We start from the raw sequence: 18,477 nt of genomic DNA on the forward strand, positions 1-18,477 counted from the left end.
AAAAGCCCTAAAAATTTAGGGCTTTTTTTTATTGAAAAAAGGCTTTCAACTTCTCTTCTTCCTGAAATCCTGTAACTTTTTGAATTAATTTCCCATTTTTGAATACCAAAAATGCGGGAATCTCATCAATTCCGTAAGATTGCAAGATGGCTTGATTCCCGTCTGCCTCTACTTTTAAAACTTTTACTTTTCCGTCGAATTCGGTAGCCAATTTGTCAACAATTGGCATCATTTTGATACAAGGTGCGCACCATTTCGCAAAAAAATCAACAACAACATGAGATTCCTTTTGAATAATGGTATCAAAATCAGATTTTTTCCAAGCCTGGTCGTGTTTCACTGCGGGAACACCTTCTAAAGGTTTCATTTTGGTAGTCCATTTCAAATAGCCACCCTTCAATTCTGTGACTTGAAAACCTTCTTTGCGCATTATTTCAGCGGCTTGAGCGGAGCGACCACCCGAAAGACAGTACACTAAAATTGGCTTAGATTTATCTAAACCTTTGATTTTTTCCAAAAATTCTGGAGAACGGAAATCAATATTTTGGGCCTTGGGTAGGTGTCCCCCACCAAATTCTCCTGGGGTACGAACATCCACCAAGGATGCAGTTGGATTTTCTTTGATAGCTTTTTCAAATGCATCAGGTTCTACGGTCTGGGAATAGGACAAAAATGAAATCCCAAAAGTAAATAGGAATATGCCAAGAATATTTTTCATATAAAAAGCTTATTAACAGATATTTAATGAGTTAAGTACAAAAATAGGATGGAAATTTGGTAAATTTTCCCTTATTTTGCACTGCAATTTATGCAATTAGATTTGTAATATAATTTTAAACTATAATTTTTAAAAGATGAGTGCAATACAGTATGTACACGCCAGACAAATTTTAGATTCTCGCGGAAATCCTACAGTTGAGGTTGATATTAGAACAGAGGACGGAGCTTTTGGTAGAGCTGCGGTACCATCAGGAGCATCAACAGGTATCCACGAGGCGGTTGAACTTCGTGATGATGACAAATCGGTTTACGTTGGAAAAGGAGTTTTAAAGGCGGTTGAGAATGTAAATACAAAAATTGCTGAAGAATTATGGGGCTTAGAAGTTTCTGAGCAAAACATGATTGACCGTTTAATGATCGAATTAGATGGTACTTCAAACAAAGGAAATTTAGGCGCAAACGCAATCTTAGGTGTATCTATGGCGGTTGCTAAGGCTGCAGCACAAGAGGCTGGTTTATCACTTTACCGTTACATCGGTGGTGTAAATGCAAACACCTTACCAGTTCCAATGATGAACATCTTAAACGGTGGTTCACACGCAGACAACTCAATCGACTTCCAAGAATTTATGGTAATGCCAGCGAAAGCAGAGAGCTTCTCTCAGGCTTTACGTATGGGTACTGAAGTTTTCCATGCATTGAAAGGTGTATTGAAAAGCAAGGGATATTCTACAAACGTTGGTGATGAGGGTGGTTTTGCACCAAATATCAAGTCGAACGAAGAGGCTATCGAAATCGTTTTACAATCGATCGAAAAAGCAGGTTACAAGCCAGGTGAGGAAATCTTCATTGCAATGGATGCTGCTTCTTCTGAGTTTTATGATGAAAAAACAGGTTTGTACACTTTCAAGAAATCGGATGGTAAGCAATTGAATTCTATGGAAATGGCTGCTTATTGGCAGACTTGGGTAAACAAATACCCTATCATTTCTATCGAAGATGGTATGGCTGAAGACGATTGGGCAGGTTGGGCTGAGCAAACTAAATTGATCGGTTCTAAGTGTCAATTGGTAGGTGACGATTTATTCGTAACAAACGTAAAGCGTCTACAAGAAGGTATCGAAAAAGGTGTAGCAAATGCGGTGTTAGTTAAGGTAAATCAAATTGGTTCATTGTCTGAAACAATTGATACGGTTAACTTGGCGAAGCGTAACTCATACAAAAACATTATGTCGCACCGTTCGGGAGAGACTGAAGATGCTACAATTGCTGACTTGGCAGTTGCATTGAACACAGGACAAATCAAAACTGGTTCTGCATCTCGTTCAGACCGTATGGCAAAATACAACCAATTGTTGCGTATTGAGGAGGAATTAGGAGCAAACGCATATTTCCCTGGTTTAAAATTCTAATTTAAATGGAATTCATCAAGCGCTGGTTTTGGGGTCCTTATAGGTTTTATGTGATTACAACCTGCGCTTTGATTGTTTGGATGGCTTTTTTGGACACGAATGATTTTTTGGTTCAATACAGATTATTCAGCGAATTAAACCATTTGAAGTCGGAAAAAGTTTATTATCAACAGCAGCTCAAAGCCTTAGAAAAGGAAAAGCGGCAGGTAATGGGCAATCCGGCCTTATTAGAAAAATACGCAAGAGAGAAGTATTTTATGAAACGCCCGAAAGAAGATATTTACATTCTGGTGGATGATCAAAATAATGGAATTGAATAAAAAATAAGCCGTGCAATACGGCTTATTTTTTTATTTTCAGTTTTTTATCTATCTTTGCACCTCTCTACGGGAATAGTATAATGGTAGTATGCAGGTCTCCAAAACCTTTGGTCAGGGTTCGAATCCTTGTTCCCGTGCAAAATTTATAAATTAAAAACCCTTTTAGGGCCAGCTATGAGCAAATTTACATCCTTATTCAAGGAATCTTGGGTGGAGGTTACCGAAAACGTAACCTGGCCAAAATATTCTGAATTACAGAGTAGTTCAGTATTGGTTTTAGTAGCATCATTAATCTTCGCTGTATTAGTAGGATTAGTTGATTTAGCATTCAAATCTGGCTTAGATTTGTTCTACAGTTCTTTTTAATAAAGCTATAGCCTTTTAACCAAGAATTCGATGGCAGAAACTAAATGGTATGTTCTTCGCGCAGTAGCAGGACAAGAGAAAAAAGTTAAAAATTACATGGAGAATGAATTGGCACGCCAAGGTGTTGCAGATTCTGTTCCTCAGATTTTAATCCCAACAGAAAAAATTTATGAAATCCGTAAGGGTAAAAAAGTGATTCGTGAGAAAAACTTGTTCCCTGGGTATATCATGATTGAGGCCGACTTGGCAGGTGAAGTGAGTCACATCTTAACTTCTACTCCTGGTGTTATCGGTTTCTTGCAATCTACTAATGAGGAGATTGAAGAGACTAAGGTAGAAGGTGGAAAAATCAAGAAAGTAAAGGTAATGGTTAAAAAACCTATGCCTTTGGCACAGTCTGAAGTTAACCGTATGTTAGGTAAGGTTGACGAAGCTGCAGCTGTTGAAGAATTTGAAAATATTTCATTCATCAAGGGAGAAACAGTTCGCGTGATGGATGGTCCATTTGCAAGTTTTGAAGGAACAGTTGAAGACATCAACGAACATAGCCGTAAATTACATGTTATGGTTAAAATCTTCGGCCGTAGCACACCACTTGAATTAAATTATGCGCAGGTGGAGAAACTTGTTAATTAGTGAGCAGAGTGAGCTAGTTAGCAAAGTGGGCTAATAAAAATCTTATTAAAAAGTCTGTAGGAAACTACGGACTTTTTTTGTGGCTTCAAGGGCTCAGCCTACTAAAAAAGTAAAAAGCCTCGGATTTAAATCCGAGGCTCTAGAAAGTATTGTTTCACTATTCATTTTTCACTTTTCACTCTTCACTCTTCACTTTTCACTCTTCACTTAAAAAGAGTATTCCGTCTTTGTCTTATACACCTCCCCTGGTCGTAAAACGGTGCTTGGGAATTTCGGTTGATTAGGTGAATCTGGAAAATGCTGCGTTTCTAAGCAAAAGCCTGAACGTTGCTGAAAGAATTGTCCCGGTAAACCCTCTACTGTCCCATTCAAGAAGTTTCCTGTATAAAATTGCGTAGCAGGCTGGTCGGTAAACATTTTCATTTTTCTGCCTGAACTTGGCTCAAACACTTCTACAACTTGCTCAAATTTCTTAGGGTCTTTATCGAATACCCAGCAATGATCATATCCATTTCCAATTTGAATCTGCTCTTCGTTGGCTGCTATTCGATCTCCAATTGTATGCATCGTAGTGAAATCGAAGGCGGTGCCTTTGACAGCCCTAATTTCTCCAGTTGGTATCAAGCCCTTATCTACAGGAATGAACTTCGAGGCGGCAAGTTTGATTTGATGCGAAGTAATCTTATTTTGTGGATTTCCTGTTAAATTAAAATAGGTATGATTGGTTAAATTCACAACTGTTGGCTTATCGGTAGTAGCCTCGTATTCTATAGAGATAGCGTTGGTATTTTTTAATGTATAGGTAACTTTTACTGATAGGTTTCCAGGATACCCTTCTTCCATGTCTTTCGACAAATAGGTCAATTCCAACTTTGGTTCTGAACCGTCAATGGCTTTTGCCGACCAGAGTACTTTGTCAAATCCTTGCTTCCCTCCATGTAAGGCATTTTCTCCATTGTTGATGAACAATGAATATTGTTTGCCATCTAAGGTAAATTTACCCTTCGCAATTCTGTTACCATATCTACCCACTAAAGCACCGAAAAATGGATTCCCTTTAACATAAGCGTCCAAAGACTCTAATTTAAGGACAACATTATCAAAATGCCCATTTTTATCTGGCGCAGTCAAATATGTAAGTAAACCCCCATAATTAGTGATTCGGGCTTCCATACCGTTTTTGTTTTTTAAAGTATATAAATCGGCTGTTCGACCATCTGGCAAGGTGCCAAAAGTAGATTTTTGAATATTATTCATTTGTGCAAATGAGTTAAAAGTGAGCAAAGTGAGCAAAGTGAGCAAAGTTTTCATTTTGAATTATGAATTATGAATTATGAATTAACAATTTATTTATCATAATTCATAACTTTCAACCCTTTTCCACTTACCTGCAAATAAAGTACTTGGTCCATAGAACGTGGAACCACAATTTGTTGCAAGGTTTGATAAATTATAAAAGCTGAAAGGGTCTGTCCAGAGCTGTTAGTCCAGGATGCACTTTTACCTATCATTTCCTTGGGGACTTCTAAATTAATTACCCCTGAAGTAACAGGATTTGGATATATTCTAAATTCATTACCATTTTCTTCAATCCCTAACACATTTTGAACCTGTAGGGTTTGTTTCACTTCATTGCTTTTGCATCCGAAACTGGAAGTTCCAAATACTTTTAAGTCTCCATTGATTGCACTGGGTTTGAGCTTTATTGTATTAGTGTTTGAACTGCCTTCCCAGCCAGCCGGTGGGGTCCAAGAATAGGTTTTAATTGAATCGCTTAATTTTACTGAAAAGTCTTGCAACACTCCTGCATAAATAGTGGCTGGAGCAATTATGGAATTTTCTAATATTGGATTCTGGTGAACATAAATTGGTACTAAAAGTTTTTCACTTTCAAAGCCATTTACGGTTTGACTTACATATTGGGCCTTTGAGCCAGATGCAGTACTATTAATTACATTTTTATTTACTTGGATTTTTTGACCTTTGAGGTCTGTCCAATTAATTATGGAATTTTCATCGCCTTTTGCTGTCAATTCTATCGTTTGGCCTTGACAAAAATCTGGACTCGAAAAATTCAAAATACTAGGTACCCCAGATGGGCCGCATCCGTAATTGGGTTGGGCTACAAAACAATTTGAACAAGATCCATCTTTTGATTTGAATACGGTAAAATGATCCATAACCTCACCTTGATCATCAATAAATTTTCCTACCAATTTATTTCCGTCGACCTCAGCAAAGAAAGAACCCACTTTGTCCTTTTTATCAAATTGCATCATTTCTAAATGTCCAAACCCACTAGGTCTTCCTGTTGCACCAGAAGCACCATTGGTTACATAAATCACCCCTGATTTATTGGGTTGGGTTTGATCAAAGAAATAGGGACAAGAGTTAACAGTACCATTGTAGGCACCAGAAGAATTTTGTGGCTGATGTGTGGCAGCTTGAAAGGTATTAGAAAGTCCATAATGATTGAGCGTTGGTTTGGAACGCTCCATCGTGTGTGAATGACCCGTCAAAACTAGATCAACTTTAAATTGATCAAAAATAGGGGCAAGTGTTTCTCGCAATTTGATAAGATCTGAAACAGCGTCAGAATCGTAAGATCCTTTAGTGTATAAAGGATAATGAAAATAAACGATAGTCCAATCTTGTTTGTTTTGAGTTAAGTCATCTTTTAGCCAATTTAATTGAATATTATCAGGCTCAAAAAGTCGTTTATTGTCCTTTCCCACCGCATGAGTTTCTAAAACAACAAAATGTACATTTGCGTAATTGTAAGAAAAATAACCCTCAGAATTAGAGGGAACACCCCCCATTTCACCTTTACTGGGTAAATCAAAAATGGAATAATATGGCATACCGGGACTATCTACAATCCGGGTATTACTGTCATAGTCGTGATTTCCAGTGGAAGGAAAAAGTCCCGCCTGGTGCATAATGGGTGCATTCTGATATACATCAAAAAAATTAGATTGGTAACAATCATCGGTTCCACCACAGTACACATTGTCACCAACCGATAAAAATAAATTTGTGTATTTGTTATTCCTAAATTTCAGAAACCCATCTAAAACTGCCTGTTGCGGTTGCCCAGGATACAAGTCGCCAATTGACCAAAATGAAAATTTTGACGGCGCGCCAACTTTAGGGGCTGTAATAAAATAATAAGTAGAATCTCCCAAAACAGGCTCTCCATCTGCCTGTACTTTATAAAAATATTTTGTTTTAGGTTTTAAGTTATCGACTAAAATTGAATGGTCTGTAGCTGAAAGACTTGTAGATTTTGAAAAATTTAAATCATTTAAATTTTCACCCCAAAAAACTTTTGCATTTAGGCTATTCTTCAAACGAAACTTAATAGTTACCTCTTGGTAACTAAGCTTTTGAAGATAAGGTTTTCGAATGAACGACTGTGAGAACCCTTGAGCGGAAATCAGAAAAAATAATAAACAGAAAAAAGGGATAAGAATTGAAGTTTTATTTTTTTTGACCAGCATAAAATTTCTTTGGCAACTCGCTTTATTGGGGACAATTTACAAAATTATACCTAAAATTTTATTAGTTTACTTTTAGTTTAAACGCGTAAATTGCAGGGGGCCACCCTGGCGGGGTTAGGGGAGCCATTCCCCCAAACAAAAAACATTTTCATTACCTAATAAATCATATTTCTGTAATATCTACTTTTTCAAAAAGTGTTTTAGGAGTACAGCCATAAAATTTTTCTGTGCAACTATATAATGTCTGTCTAGATTGAAACCCAACAAGCTCACCGATATAATCTAAAGAATATTTTTTCATTAAATCATCTTTTTTATACAGTTCTATCAAATAATCCACTCGCTTTTTATTTATAAAATCTTTGATAGACATCCCATAAACTTGTCTGAAGGAAAACGATATTACTCGCTGCGGAATTTTAGATTGCAAATATATATTCTCTACCGTACATTCTGATTTGGTAAAATAATGATACGCCTCCAAAATTTGATTAATTTCCTTGCAAACATTCTCGCAATGAATTTGATATGAATCTTCTTCTGAATTTCCTGACCCATTTGAACTTTCAATGCTTTTTTGGTATTCCTTTAAATAGTGAAAATCTAAAATGTCAGGATTAAAAATCAAAAACAAGATGGAAAAACAAGCGTCCATACTCAATAGCCATTCTAGTCCTGTCGGGGAAATCGAGGGTTGATAATTTACTATATATCGATATAATAAAAACAAGTTGGAGATAGCCCGCAATACGATCATGCCAAGAATCCAATAAGTAAATTTCTTTGATTTCCAAGGATTAAAAACCAATTTTCCTTGAAGAAATTTAACCAAATTTTTAATGGTTAAAGAGGAAAACAAAAAGTACAAAAACACCTTAAAATATACATGATACAAGGGATTTAAGTACACAAATTTTGAACTATGATAAAACAAATCTCCCGTCTGAATGTATAATTTGACTTCATTTATTTTATCCTCATAACTTGCAAAATAATATTGTGTATTTTCAAGTAATTGAAATAAAAAAGGAATAAAAAAAAGTAAATGCAGCTTATTGAATTGCTTGTTGGGAAAGAAAAAGTACAAAAACGAAAGGTAACCCAAAGGTGGCAATAAATAAATGAGTGGCGAAATAGTCCGAAAAGTATAGGGGTATTTTAAAAGGTTATCTTTTTGAAAAAAAATGAAAAGAATTAAAATTAAAGCAACAACAAAAAAGTGTAAGGAAAAAAAACGCAGTGCAAGAATGTTCCTCCCTTTAACAAAAAAATAAATAGAATAGATGAAAGCAAAAAATATAAAGAACTGAAGTAGAAAATCGTATAATTGATGCATAAATTTTAAGAAAAGGATTTTATTTTAGATACTCTTTGAAAAAGTCGGATGGAGTTTGGTTGTACATCCGGTTAATCACCTTGTGTAATGTTTGCCTGCTCCCAAAACCTGCCCTTTCAGCCATTTGTTCAATGGTAAAATTAGCCCATTCTGGGGAACTTGAATGCATATTTTTGATATAGTTCAATCTCCATTTCGCTACAAAATTAGCAAAATTAGAATCGTATGTTTTCTTAATAATGGTGGAAACTTGTCGCTCGGTAACATTCAAGCTTTGGGACATTGTTTTAATAGAAAAAGAATCCTCAATAAATGGCACCTCAGTCTCCATGTAGATGTTTATTTTTTCCATTAATGCATCCCTTGGTTTTTGCTTTACATTAATGGATTCATCTTTATTACTTGTTTGATTTAACAAATCATCCTGAAAATTCTTAAACAATAATCCCGATTGAATTTTTGGAGCAAAAACTATAAAAATAAAATTATATAAGGCATCTGAAAAAACGAATGCGTCCAAAGGTTGAAATGCAAAACCATGAAAAGGGTTAAAAATTCCAAATCCCTGTAATGTTATAAGAATTAATGACAAGAATTTAAGTAAATTATCAAAAAACAACCATCTGTAAAGTTGTTTATTATTATAATACAAGGACGATTTTGCACTATTAAAATAACTTTTTATATAGAGTTGGATTGACAAAAAAGTATAAACTAAGATTGAAATAAACTTAGCAATTGTATGGTATATTCTAGGAACAAAACCTACTGTTTTATTATAGGTAATTAATTCTTTTACTTTTAAAAAATCGTCAAGAACCTGCCTTTTATATTCTAAGGAAGAAATCAAAAAAGGGAAAAGTTCAATAGTGTAAAAAACGAAAGGGAAAAAATGTAAGGCATACCAAAAAGTAAGCTTTTTGTAAGGTTTCAACGCAAAATAAGTATATAAATAGGCTGAAGGTCCTATTAGGTAATGTATTAGTGATTGATAGACATAAAAATGCGGTGCAAATGATATCTCTGGCTCAGCCAAAAAATAAGCTGAGACATTTCGAACAAAAAATGAAAGCAAATAAATACCTAAAAATAAGCTAACTGGACTCCTCTTAAAGCAAATATGCCTTATTCCAACCAACAAAAAGAAAATTGGAAGGATAAAGAAGTATAAATTTTTAAGTATAAAGTAGAACATTGAATTATTAATATAAATGCGAACCTATTTTTCAAAAAACTCTTTTGGGGTACAATTATAATGTTTTTTGACGGCCAAGTAAAAACTTTGTCGAGTACCAAATCCTGCACATTCTCCAATATAATCCAACGAATATTTTTTGTAATCTCCGTTAATTAGAAAGTTTTTTTCAATATACGCCAAACGCTTAAGATTAATGTAATCACGAAATGAAATTCCATATTTCCTGCGAATACTATTTCCAATCGTACGGGAATGCAAATGAAGCGCAGAGCTCAACAACTCTGCTGTCAATTGAGAATTTAAAAATACTTCATTCTCAGAAAAATACTGATCTATCGTTTCTGCGGCAATCTCTTCGTTGGAAATTTGCTCGGTAGAAATTTCTAAAGCTTCAAAAGTTGTAAGGTTGTTCGACAAAATAGGATTAGTAAATTTAGAGCTACGATATTTATCAGAAAACTGATTGTTCTCTTTATGTTTTTTTTCAAGTAAGTACCAAATAATTCCAACTATTGGAAAGATTAGGCTAATGGAAAAGGCGTGCATTTTATAAGTACTAAATTTTAAAAAAAAAGGTGATGCCACGAAATAAGCATTTTTAAAATTCAGCACGTGTAAAAAAAAGCGACAAAACAGTTTTTTAGACAAAAAATATGGCTACAATACATTTTTTTTACGTCAACTATTTGGCAAAAATCGTGTTTGGGGACATAAAAGTCCTGTTTTTAAAAATTTAGCTTGTGTAAAAAAAATGAAAAGGCCCCAATTGAAAGATCATAAAATCATACAATTTTACATATATTGCAAAGCACAAAAACAAAGAACTATGAAACATGTAAAAAAAATCGCTCTATTTATTTTCATTTTTAGTACAAGCGTATTTGCTAAAATCCAACCAAGTAAAGAAAGTCTAAAGGCTGCAGAACTTGATCGTTTTAAGGTAATGATTGCAGCAGATAAGGCCGGTTTAGAAAAATCCCTACACAAAGATTTATATTATTGCCATTCTTCCGCTACCATCGACAACAAAGAGTCGTACATCGAATCAATCGTTTCGAAAAAAACGATCTACCACAAAATTGAAGTAGAGGAATCGATGCAAAGAGTTTATGGGAATACCGGTATTAATACGGGAATATTAAATGTTACCAATCTTAAAGACGGTGTAGAGCAACCAGTAAATAGAATACGTTATACTGGAGTGTATATTTTCGAAGACGGCCGTTGGCAAATGGTTAGTTGGCAGACAACGAAAAGCCCGAAATAACAACCGCCCCCGTCGCTTCGCGCCACCCCCTCCTTCTGAAGGAGGGGGTGGCGCGAAGCGACGGGGGCGGTTTTAAAAGTTATTTTGGGGAAGATTAAAGAATTTCCTTATACTTATCTCAGAAATATTTTTCGCCTTCAACTCCCCTTTTCTATTAATTAAATGGAACATGGGGTTAGAGAAGGCGTCAAATATGCTTTGTAAATTGCCCTCCGATGGGAGTGTAACATGCGCCGCATTCGATGTAAGCTTGTATTCAGAGATAAATTCCCTCCAGCGTGCCTTGGAAGCAAAAGTGGTGTTTTTAATGTAATAGCGACCTATTTTTAGCTTGTGGCGCAATTCTAAAACCTTTAAAGTACTATCCATTAGGGGTAATTCCTTCTGACAATGATCACAATCTGGGTCATAAAAAGCTAACACAGTGTAATCATAGTTTTTGGCAAAATCTAAAACACTTACAACTACCTTTGCCGTATCCAATAACTTCATATCAATTATCGGCTGATCCATTTTTAATTTGCTCAGATTCTCAACGTCTTTTAAATAGGTCTTTTTTGTCGTTTCACTAAGCACTTTACAGACATCCTTTTGGATGTAATTTTTTACAAAAGACATATACGAATCTACGTTGTTTGAAATATTTCTGTTTTGTAAAAGCTTCCCAAAATGATCCACTACAAAGGGATAGGCTTTAGACTTACAATCGATCGACTTCAACACATTTTTTACTCCAACATAAATAGAATCTCCTTCAAGCGGGAAATAATTAATGTATTCCTGCAGCAAACTTTTATACAGGGGGGAGAAAAACAATTGGTTGTCGTTCCAGGCGGTTTGTTGCAAAAGTTCCATTCTACCTTTATAATTTTTTCTATTAGGAACCGATTCATCCAATCGATTTAATGTCATAAAATACAAATACAAAGGGTCTGAACCCTTGATTTTTTTAAGCGCCTGTTTTCTAAAAGCCACTAATGACTCTGTTTTTTCTCTAAAAAATGCCGCTTTGTTGGCATGACTAAATTTTCTTCCTCTTTTAATCTCCACATCATATAAACTGTCTATGATAGAGAAAGATTTTTCTAAACGCTGATATTCCAAAAACAATTCATTGGTAGGGTCAGTTGAGTGGGTAGTTTTCAAGTAATCTGAACCGGCAATTTGCAGTCGCAGCGTGTCCTTATCAGAAAGTGCTACATAGATTTTTTGCTTGGTTTTGGGAAAATTTAAATAGTAAATACCTCCAAAAATGGATTTTTTATTGTTGAAGTAAAATGAGTTTTTCTTGAGCTTTAAGGTGTCTTTGGGGATGTAATTTTTATCATCAAAAATACAAGAGCGAAAGTGAACAATAGAATCTTTAGCCTCTTTCATATTGATGCGCAGAGTAAATTGTGCTTTCGACTGAAAAGAAAGTAAAATACTGAAAAATAAGACGAATGAAAAAAACTTAAGAACTGATCTTCCTAACATTTCTAAAATAGTATTTTGATGAATATAAATTAAAGCAAATCACTAAATACTCATTAAAATCTCAGAATCTGTGTAAAAAAAATGTAAATGCAGATTTTTTTACAAAATAAAGAAGTCCATTATTTTAAAGAACTGACAAAATCTTGCAATTTTTTTAGATTTTGTCCACTAGACCCTTTAACAAGATAGGCAGGTAAATTAAACTCAGACAAATCTGTAAATTCCCAAGGGTGAAAATAAAGCATCAGTGTTTTATCGTTTTTATAAGTCCACTTAGCTACTAATTTATAAAACCATAAGGGGAAGTTTTTAAATGCAAGCCAAAAAAGGGGGATACGGATAAGAGGACTCACAGAGGCAGGAATTCTTCGTAATCCTTTGTCAACATATTCGGTTCGCGGCAAATCAAAATGGTTATACCGACCTGGAATCCATGTAGGGTGAACCGAACTATCATACGTATAACCTGCATCAATAATATCTTTCACCGGTACGTCTTTCATTCGAGGCATTCGAAGTCCGCTTACAGGCTTTCCGGTGATTTCTTCTAATTTCAATCGAGATGCCAACAAATCTTTGGTTTCAAAAGTAGAATGATAATAAGTATGTGAAGCAATTTCATGCTTTTCAGAAAGTCGCTTAATTTCTTCTGGAAAATGCTCGGCAAAAAAAGCAGTTGTAAACAAAGTACATCGAACGCCCGGCAGGTCTAAAATGGGCATTATTGCCTGCAAACCTTTGAAGCCAATTTCTAATTGTTTTTCAATAGAAATTTCTTGACCATATTCCAAAGGCAAGTCAAACTCTTCCACATCAAAACTGATACAAATATTAGGCTTCATTTTTATAATTCTTGAAAAGCAAGTGCGAACTTATCCAAATCCACGCCAATAAACAAGGCAAGGCCTTTAAGGCATACTTGACGATATATTCTGTCCGAATGAATTTAGGAACAAGGTCGGTTGGGGAAAGGATGGTAAGGAAAACAAGTAAAGTGAAAAGTGAAAAGTGAAAAGTGGAAAATCTTACCTCCCCCGTCGCTTCGCGCCACCCCCTCCTTCTGAAGGAGGGGGAAGGGGGGAGGTAAAAAAGAAAATACCCCGCCACCGCTATTATATACGTTGAACTCTCCGAAGAAGATGAAAAAATAACCAATCCAATCATCAATTGTGCCAAATAATCATTTTGAAAATGGATATTCTTCAAATTTTTAAATCTAATTAATGGTAAAAGACTTAAAAGCATGGCTGGTACCAAAAAGAATAAGCTTGCAATTTGGTAGTTTCCTGAGATGCGTTTAAATAATCCCATGGCTGATATATCTTGCATGCCAACGTTTGTATAGGAAATTTGATTCAAGTCGTTTTTGTTTACTATAGTATTGTACCAATCCGAATAAGATTGCAAAACAAAACTTGGGGAAGAAATAACTGAGGGTAAAAATCCTAAAACCAAAAGCCATACAATTCCATACCCGATTAATTTAAATGGTTTGGGAGTAAAGAAAACCAAGACAAGTCCAACAACACCATAAATCTTCGTTAAAATTAATAGGGCAATGATACCTGCTGCTAACCAATCTTTATTTTGTCGAGATAAACCAAAAGCACAAAGTAAGCCCCCTGCTATTAATACATTAAACTGCAAATTACTTAAAGCAGTTGTAGCCTCCACCAAGACTAAAATAAGTGGTAGCCATGGAGGATTTTCACCCCAAAAATAACTCATCCCTTTCCAAAGCACCCACATGGAACCTAAACCCCACAGCAACATCCCTGCCCAATCGGGCAAAATAGCAAATGGTGCTATTAATAAGGCAAAAGTTGGACCGTACAAATTATGGTCAAAGTATTCAGAAGGATAATAAGCATACAAATTCTTTTGTTGAAGCGTGTGCCAAAAGACATTTTTATACACAACAAAGTTATTATACGCCTTTGGCCCTCCAAAGTATTTGGATAGCACAATTGCAATGGTTGCTAAGTACCAGAGGAGGGGTTTGGGTTTGAGGAGCATGCACAAAATTAATTGTTAATTGTTAATTGTTAATTGTTAATTGTTAATTGTTAATTGTTAATTGTTAATTGTTAATTGTTAATTGTTAAAGCGATAATAATTTAAATTAACAACGTTTTTTTGAATTTTTTAAAATAATTAACAATTAACAATTAACAATTAACAATTTTCCCCTATCTTTGCAAGCTATTTTCGGCTCAAAGTAAAATTGGGTCTATAGAAATGAATCTGAAACACCTTTCTCATATCGTAGGGGAAAAGAAAAGGGATCGCATTTCTGAATTCTACGAGGCATTCAGCTTATTTTTATTAATTTAAACTAAAAAGCCTTGAGTAACATCACAGCCACCGGTCGTCACAGCTTTGCAAAAGCGCATTCTGTAATCGACTATCCAGATTTTCTGGACATCCAAATCCAGTCCTTCCAGGATTTTTTCCAGTTGGAAACAGCTGCAGAAAGTCGCACTGACGAAGGTTTGTTCAAAGTATTTGCGGAAAATTTCCCTATCGCCGACTCACGTGAGAACTTCGTTCTTTCGTTTGTTGATTACTCGGTAGATCCACCGAAATATTCGGTAGACGAGTGTATCGATAGAGGATTAACGTATTCCGTTCCATTAAAAGCGAAATTACGTTTAGTGTGTAATGACACTGATAACGAAGATTTCCAAACAATTGAGCAAGAGGTTTTCTTAGGAAATATTCCTTACATGACCGAAAGAGGTTCTTTTGTTATTAATGGTGCTGAGCGTGTAATCGTTTCTCAATTACATCGTTCTCCAGGTGTGTTCTTCGCACAATCGAAACACACAAATGGTACTAAATTGTATTCTGCACGTATTATTCCGTTCAAGGGTTCTTGGATTGAATTTGCTACAGACGTAAACAATGTGATGTATGCCTACATCGACCGTAAGAAAAAGTTCCCTGTAACGGTTCTTTTACGTGCGATTGGTTTCGGTAACGACAAAGACATCCTTGATTTATTCGGCTTAGCAGAAGAAATCAATGTGGACAAAAAAGCATTGAAAGAAATCGTAGGTCGCCGTTTGGCTGCAAGGGTTTTAAAAACTTGGCAAGAAGATTTCGTAGATGAGGATACCGGTGAGGTAGTTTCTATTGATAGAAATGAGATTTTAATCGAGCGTGATACTGTTATCACAGAGGCTGAAATCGAAACTATCTTGGATTCAGGAGCTTCAACTGTAATTTTACATAAAGATGATGCAAACGTTTCTGACTACAACATCATTTATAATACTTTACAAAAAGATACTTCAAACTCTGAAAAAGAGGCGGTTGAAGTTATTTATAAGCAATTACGTAACACGGATGCACCAGATGAGCAAACTGCTCGTGACATCATCCAAAACTTGTTCTTCTCAGACAAGCGTTACGACTTAGGAGAAGTTGGTCGTTACCGAATCAACAAAAAATTAGGCCACGACATCGATATGGATGTTAAAGTTTTAACAAAAGAGGACATTATCTCTATTGTTAAGTACTTAATTGGTTTAATTAACTCTCGTTCAGTAGTCGATGATATCGACCACTTATCAAACCGTCGTGTACGTACTGTAGGAGAGCAATTATATGCTCAATTCGGTGTTGGTTTGGCGCGTATGGCGCGTACCATCAAAGAGCGTATGAACGTACGTGACAACGAAGATTTCAAGCCAGTAGATTTGATCAATGCGCGTACATTGTCTTCTGTAATCAACTCTTTCTTCGGAACTAACCAGCTTTCTCAGTTCATGGATCAAACGAATCCATTGGCAGAAATTACTCACAAGCGCCGTATGTCGGCCCTTGGACCAGGTGGTCTTTCTCGTGAAAGAGCCGGTTTTGAGGTTCGTGACGTTCACTATACGCACTATGGTCGTTTGTGTACGATTGAAACTCCAGAGGGACCAAACATCGGTTTGATTTCATCCCTTTGCGTTCACGCGAAGGTAAACTCAATGGGTTTCATTGAAACTCCTTACCGTGTAATTGAAGAAGGAAAAGTAGATACTTCTAGCACTGTTCAGTATTTAACTGCTGAAGAAGAAGATGGTAAAAACATTGTTCAGGCAAATGCACCAGTGGATGTAAAAACAGGTGTATTCCAAACAGACCGTGTAAAAGCACGTTTTGAAGGTGACTTTCCTATTGTTGCTCCAGGTGATGCACAATATATGGACGTTGCTCCAAATCAAATTGTATCGGTTGCGGCTTCTATGATTCCATTCTTAGAGCATGATGACGCCAACCGTGCCTTGATGGGATCCAACATGCAACGTCAGGCGGTACCTTTATTACGTCCAGAGGCTCCAATCGTGGGTACTGGCTTAGAGCACCGTGTGGCAATCGACTCACGTACCTTGGTAGTAGCTGAGAAAAACGGAGTGGTTGAATATGTTGACGCATTAAAAATCGTTATTAACTACGAGCAAACTGAAGAAGACAAGATTACTTCATTCGAAGGTTCTGTAAAAACATACGATTTAATTAAGTTCCGTAGAACAAACCAAGATACTACGATCAACTTGAAACCAATTGTTTTCAAAGGACAAAAAGTTTCAAAAGGACAAGCGCTTTGCGAGGGTTATGCAACTCAAGCAGGTGAGTTAGCCTTGGGTCGTAACATGAAAGTGGCCTTCATGCCATGGCAAGGTTACAACTTTGAAGATGCGATCGTAATCTCAGAAAAAGTTGTTCGTGACGATATCTTTACCTCAATCCACATTGAAGAATTTGAATTAGAAGTTCGTGATACAAAACGTGGAGAAGAAGAATTAACTTCTGAAATCCCGAACGTATCTGAAGAAACTGTTCGTAATTTAGATGACAACGGTGTAGTTCGTGTAGGTTCTGAAGTAAAAGAAGGTGATATCTTAATTGGTAAGATTACTCCAAAAGGAGAGTCTGATCCAACGCCAGAAGAGAAGTTATTACGTGCCATCTTTGGTGACAAGGCAGGTGATGTAAAAGATGCTTCTAAGAAAGCGCCACCATCGTTGAAAGGTGTTGTTATCGACACTAAATTATTCTCTCGCCCTAAAAAGGACAAAGAAGAAAGAGAAAAATCTAAGGCAGAGTTGAAGAAGTTAATGAAAGAATATGGCAAAGAGTTGACCGAAGTACGTAAAGTAATGATCGAGAAAACTTTAGGCTTAATTAATGGAAAAACTTCTGGCGGCATTAAGCATAAATTTGGAACAGTAATCGTTGAGGCTGGCGTAAAATTCACTGCAAAAAATGTAGAAGAATTATTATTCCCAGAGAAAAACGTTTACCGCGACGAGTCATCATACGCCGTTCCTGAAGAGGCTAACTTGTTAGCTGATTTAATCTTAGAAGATGCAACTGGAGACAGCAAAACCAATGCATTATTGTTGGCTTTAGTGAAAAACTATAACGTTCGTAGAAACGAAATTGCTGGACGATTTAAGCGTGAGCGTTTTGTTCTAGAAGTTGGTGATGAATTACCAGCTGGTATCGTGAAGTTAGCAAAAGTATACATCGCTAAAAAACGTAAGTTGAAAGTAGGTGATAAGATGGCGGGTCGTCACGGTAACAAGGGTGTTGTAGCCCGTATCGTTCGTGCTGAAGATATGCCATTCTTAGAAGATGGAACTCCTGTAGATATCGTATTGAATCCATTGGGTGTACCTTCTCGTATGAACCTTGGACAGATTTACGAAACCGTATTAGGTTGGGCAGGTCAAAAATTAGGAAAGCGTTATGCAACTCCAATTTTCGACGGAGCTACAGAAGCAGAAGTTGCTGCTGAATTAACAGCTGCAGGCCTACCAGATTGGGGACGTACCTACCTATACAATGGATTAACTGGAGAGCGTTTCGACCAACCAGTAACTGTAGGTATCATCTACATGTTGAAATTAGGTCACTTAGTTGACGATAAGATGCATGCTCGTTCGATCGGACCATACTCATTAATTACGCAACAACCTCTAGGTGGTAAGGCACAATTTGGTGGTCAGCGTTTCGGTGAGATGGAGGTTTGGGCATTAGAGGCATTCGGTGCAGCTAATATCCTACAAGAAATCTTAACGGTTAAGTCGGATGACGTTATCGGTCGTGCGAAGGCTTACGAAGCCATTGTAAAAGGTGAAAACATGCCAAAACCAAACATTCCAGAATCATTCAACGTATTGATTCACGAGTTAAGAGGTTTGGCTCTAGAAATCACCTTAGAATAAGTTTAAATCCATTTTCAATTAAAAA

15 protein-coding genes and 1 tRNA gene are annotated in these 18,477 nt (G+C 36.1%); 7 read left to right on the forward strand and 9 right to left on the reverse strand.

Translation table 11 applies throughout. The features are described from left to right. Positions 1 to 28 precede the first annotated feature (28 nt). The gene (locus tag EOJ36_RS05880) at positions 29 to 718 is read right to left on the reverse strand and encodes a thioredoxin domain-containing protein (protein ID WP_127803302.1); all 690 of its coding nucleotides are present in this window, start codon (positions 716 to 718) and stop codon (positions 29 to 31) included. 136 nt (positions 719 to 854) lie between these two features. On the opposite strand from EOJ36_RS05880, the gene eno reads away from it, so the two are divergent. From eno to nusG, 5 genes are all read left to right on the forward strand, one after another. Next, positions 855 to 2,132 (forward strand): phosphopyruvate hydratase, encoded by a 1,278-nt coding sequence (gene eno, locus EOJ36_RS05885; protein ID WP_127803304.1) that lies wholly within the window; start codon positions 855 to 857, stop codon positions 2,130 to 2,132. Positions 2,133 to 2,137: 5 nt separating this feature from the next. Then, entirely contained in the window at positions 2,138 to 2,452 is a 315-nt protein-coding gene (locus EOJ36_RS05890) for an FtsB family cell division protein (protein ID WP_127803306.1), read from the forward strand. Positions 2,453 to 2,518: 66 nt separating this feature from the next. Beyond that, a tRNA-Trp gene (locus EOJ36_RS05895) sits at positions 2,519 to 2,589 on the forward strand. Positions 2,590 to 2,626: 37 nt separating this feature from the next. After that, a complete protein-coding gene (secE, locus tag EOJ36_RS05900; RefSeq protein ID WP_127803308.1) occupies positions 2,627 to 2,818 on the forward strand; it encodes a preprotein translocase subunit SecE in 192 nt (63 codons plus the stop codon). Positions 2,819 to 2,848: 30 nt separating this feature from the next. Then, positions 2,849 to 3,454 carry a transcription termination/antitermination protein NusG gene (gene nusG, locus EOJ36_RS05905; RefSeq protein ID WP_127803311.1) on the forward strand — a complete coding sequence of 202 codons (606 nt, stop codon included), beginning with the start codon at positions 2,849 to 2,851 and terminating at the stop codon, positions 3,452 to 3,454. Positions 3,455 to 3,661: 207 nt separating this feature from the next. Here nusG and EOJ36_RS05910 read toward each other — a convergent pair whose 3' ends face one another. The 5 genes from EOJ36_RS05910 to EOJ36_RS05930 all read right to left on the reverse strand — a co-directional run bounded on the left by EOJ36_RS05910 (position 3,662) and on the right by EOJ36_RS05930 (position 10,034). Continuing rightward, positions 3,662 to 4,711, reverse strand: a complete 1,050-nt coding sequence (locus EOJ36_RS05910) for an aldose epimerase family protein (protein WP_238944417.1) — start codon at positions 4,709 to 4,711, stop codon at positions 3,662 to 3,664. Positions 4,712 to 4,800: 89 nt separating this feature from the next. Continuing rightward, positions 4,801 to 6,954: a metallophosphoesterase gene (locus EOJ36_RS05915; protein ID WP_127803315.1), complete on the reverse strand. Its 2,154-nt coding sequence runs from the start codon at positions 6,952 to 6,954 to the stop codon at positions 4,801 to 4,803. 163 nt (positions 6,955 to 7,117) lie between these two features. Next, positions 7,118 to 7,786, reverse strand: coding sequence for a helix-turn-helix domain-containing protein (locus tag EOJ36_RS05920; RefSeq protein ID WP_127803317.1), 669 nt, complete (start codon positions 7,784 to 7,786; stop codon positions 7,118 to 7,120). Positions 7,787 to 8,309: 523 nt separating this feature from the next. Beyond that, positions 8,310 to 8,810, reverse strand: coding sequence for a helix-turn-helix domain-containing protein (locus EOJ36_RS11955; RefSeq protein WP_164847853.1), 501 nt, complete (start codon positions 8,808 to 8,810; stop codon positions 8,310 to 8,312). Between the two features lie 699 nt (positions 8,811 to 9,509). Further along, positions 9,510 to 10,034, reverse strand: a complete 525-nt coding sequence (locus EOJ36_RS05930; RefSeq protein ID WP_127803321.1) for a helix-turn-helix domain-containing protein — start codon at positions 10,032 to 10,034, stop codon at positions 9,510 to 9,512. A 280-nt stretch (positions 10,035 to 10,314) separates the two neighbouring features. Between EOJ36_RS05930 and EOJ36_RS05935 the strand changes: the two genes are divergently transcribed. After that, positions 10,315 to 10,755 (forward strand): nuclear transport factor 2 family protein, encoded by a 441-nt coding sequence (locus EOJ36_RS05935; protein WP_164847854.1) that lies wholly within the window; start codon positions 10,315 to 10,317, stop codon positions 10,753 to 10,755. 72 nt (positions 10,756 to 10,827) lie between these two features. Here EOJ36_RS05935 and EOJ36_RS05940 read toward each other — a convergent pair whose 3' ends face one another. From EOJ36_RS05940 to EOJ36_RS05950, 3 genes are all read right to left on the reverse strand, one after another. After that, positions 10,828 to 12,231 (reverse strand): peroxiredoxin family protein, encoded by a 1,404-nt coding sequence (locus EOJ36_RS05940; protein WP_127803325.1) that lies wholly within the window; start codon positions 12,229 to 12,231, stop codon positions 10,828 to 10,830. 119 nt (positions 12,232 to 12,350) lie between these two features. Continuing rightward, on the reverse strand, positions 12,351 to 13,073 hold the full coding sequence (locus tag EOJ36_RS05945) for a polysaccharide deacetylase family protein (protein ID WP_127803327.1): 723 nt from the start codon (positions 13,071 to 13,073) through the stop codon (positions 12,351 to 12,353). Next, positions 13,063 to 14,247 carry a glycosyltransferase family 87 protein gene (locus EOJ36_RS05950; RefSeq protein ID WP_127803329.1) on the reverse strand — a complete coding sequence of 395 codons (1,185 nt, stop codon included), beginning with the start codon at positions 14,245 to 14,247 and terminating at the stop codon, positions 13,063 to 13,065. The genes EOJ36_RS05945 and EOJ36_RS05950 overlap by 11 nt, the downstream gene beginning before the upstream one ends. A gap of 329 nt (positions 14,248 to 14,576) precedes the next feature. Between EOJ36_RS05950 and rpoB the strand changes: the two genes are divergently transcribed. After that, positions 14,577 to 18,452 carry a DNA-directed RNA polymerase subunit beta gene (gene rpoB, locus EOJ36_RS05955; protein ID WP_127803331.1) on the forward strand — a complete coding sequence of 1,292 codons (3,876 nt, stop codon included), beginning with the start codon at positions 14,577 to 14,579 and terminating at the stop codon, positions 18,450 to 18,452. Positions 18,453 to 18,477 lie beyond the last annotated feature (25 nt).

Source organism: Sandaracinomonas limnophila (assembly GCF_004005965.1).
In the GTDB taxonomy this organism is placed as follows: Bacteria; Bacteroidota; Bacteroidia; order Cytophagales; family Spirosomataceae; genus Sandaracinomonas; species Sandaracinomonas limnophila.

Coding starts and splice junctions, on each gene's coding strand:
- EOJ36_RS05880 (WP_127803302.1), bottom strand. CDS start 718: ATGAAAAATATTCTTGGCATATTCCTATTTACTTTTGGGATTTCATTT.
- eno (WP_127803304.1), top strand. CDS start 855: ATGAGTGCAATACAGTATGTACACGCCAGACAAATTTTAGATTCTCGC.
- EOJ36_RS05890 (WP_127803306.1), top strand. CDS start 2,138: ATGGAATTCATCAAGCGCTGGTTTTGGGGTCCTTATAGGTTTTATGTG.
- secE (WP_127803308.1), top strand. CDS start 2,627: ATGAGCAAATTTACATCCTTATTCAAGGAATCTTGGGTGGAGGTTACC.
- nusG (WP_127803311.1), top strand. CDS start 2,849: ATGGCAGAAACTAAATGGTATGTTCTTCGCGCAGTAGCAGGACAAGAG.
- EOJ36_RS05910 (WP_238944417.1), bottom strand. CDS start 4,711: ATGAATAATATTCAAAAATCTACTTTTGGCACCTTGCCAGATGGTCGA.
- EOJ36_RS05915 (WP_127803315.1), bottom strand. CDS start 6,954: ATGCTGGTCAAAAAAAATAAAACTTCAATTCTTATCCCTTTTTTCTGT.
- EOJ36_RS05930 (WP_127803321.1), bottom strand. CDS start 10,034: ATGCACGCCTTTTCCATTAGCCTAATCTTTCCAATAGTTGGAATTATT.
- EOJ36_RS05935 (WP_164847854.1), top strand. CDS start 10,315: ATGAAACATGTAAAAAAAATCGCTCTATTTATTTTCATTTTTAGTACA.
- EOJ36_RS05940 (WP_127803325.1), bottom strand. CDS start 12,231: ATGTTAGGAAGATCAGTTCTTAAGTTTTTTTCATTCGTCTTATTTTTC.
- EOJ36_RS05945 (WP_127803327.1), bottom strand. CDS start 13,073: ATGAAGCCTAATATTTGTATCAGTTTTGATGTGGAAGAGTTTGACTTG.
- EOJ36_RS05950 (WP_127803329.1), bottom strand. CDS start 14,247: ATGCTCCTCAAACCCAAACCCCTCCTCTGGTACTTAGCAACCATTGCA.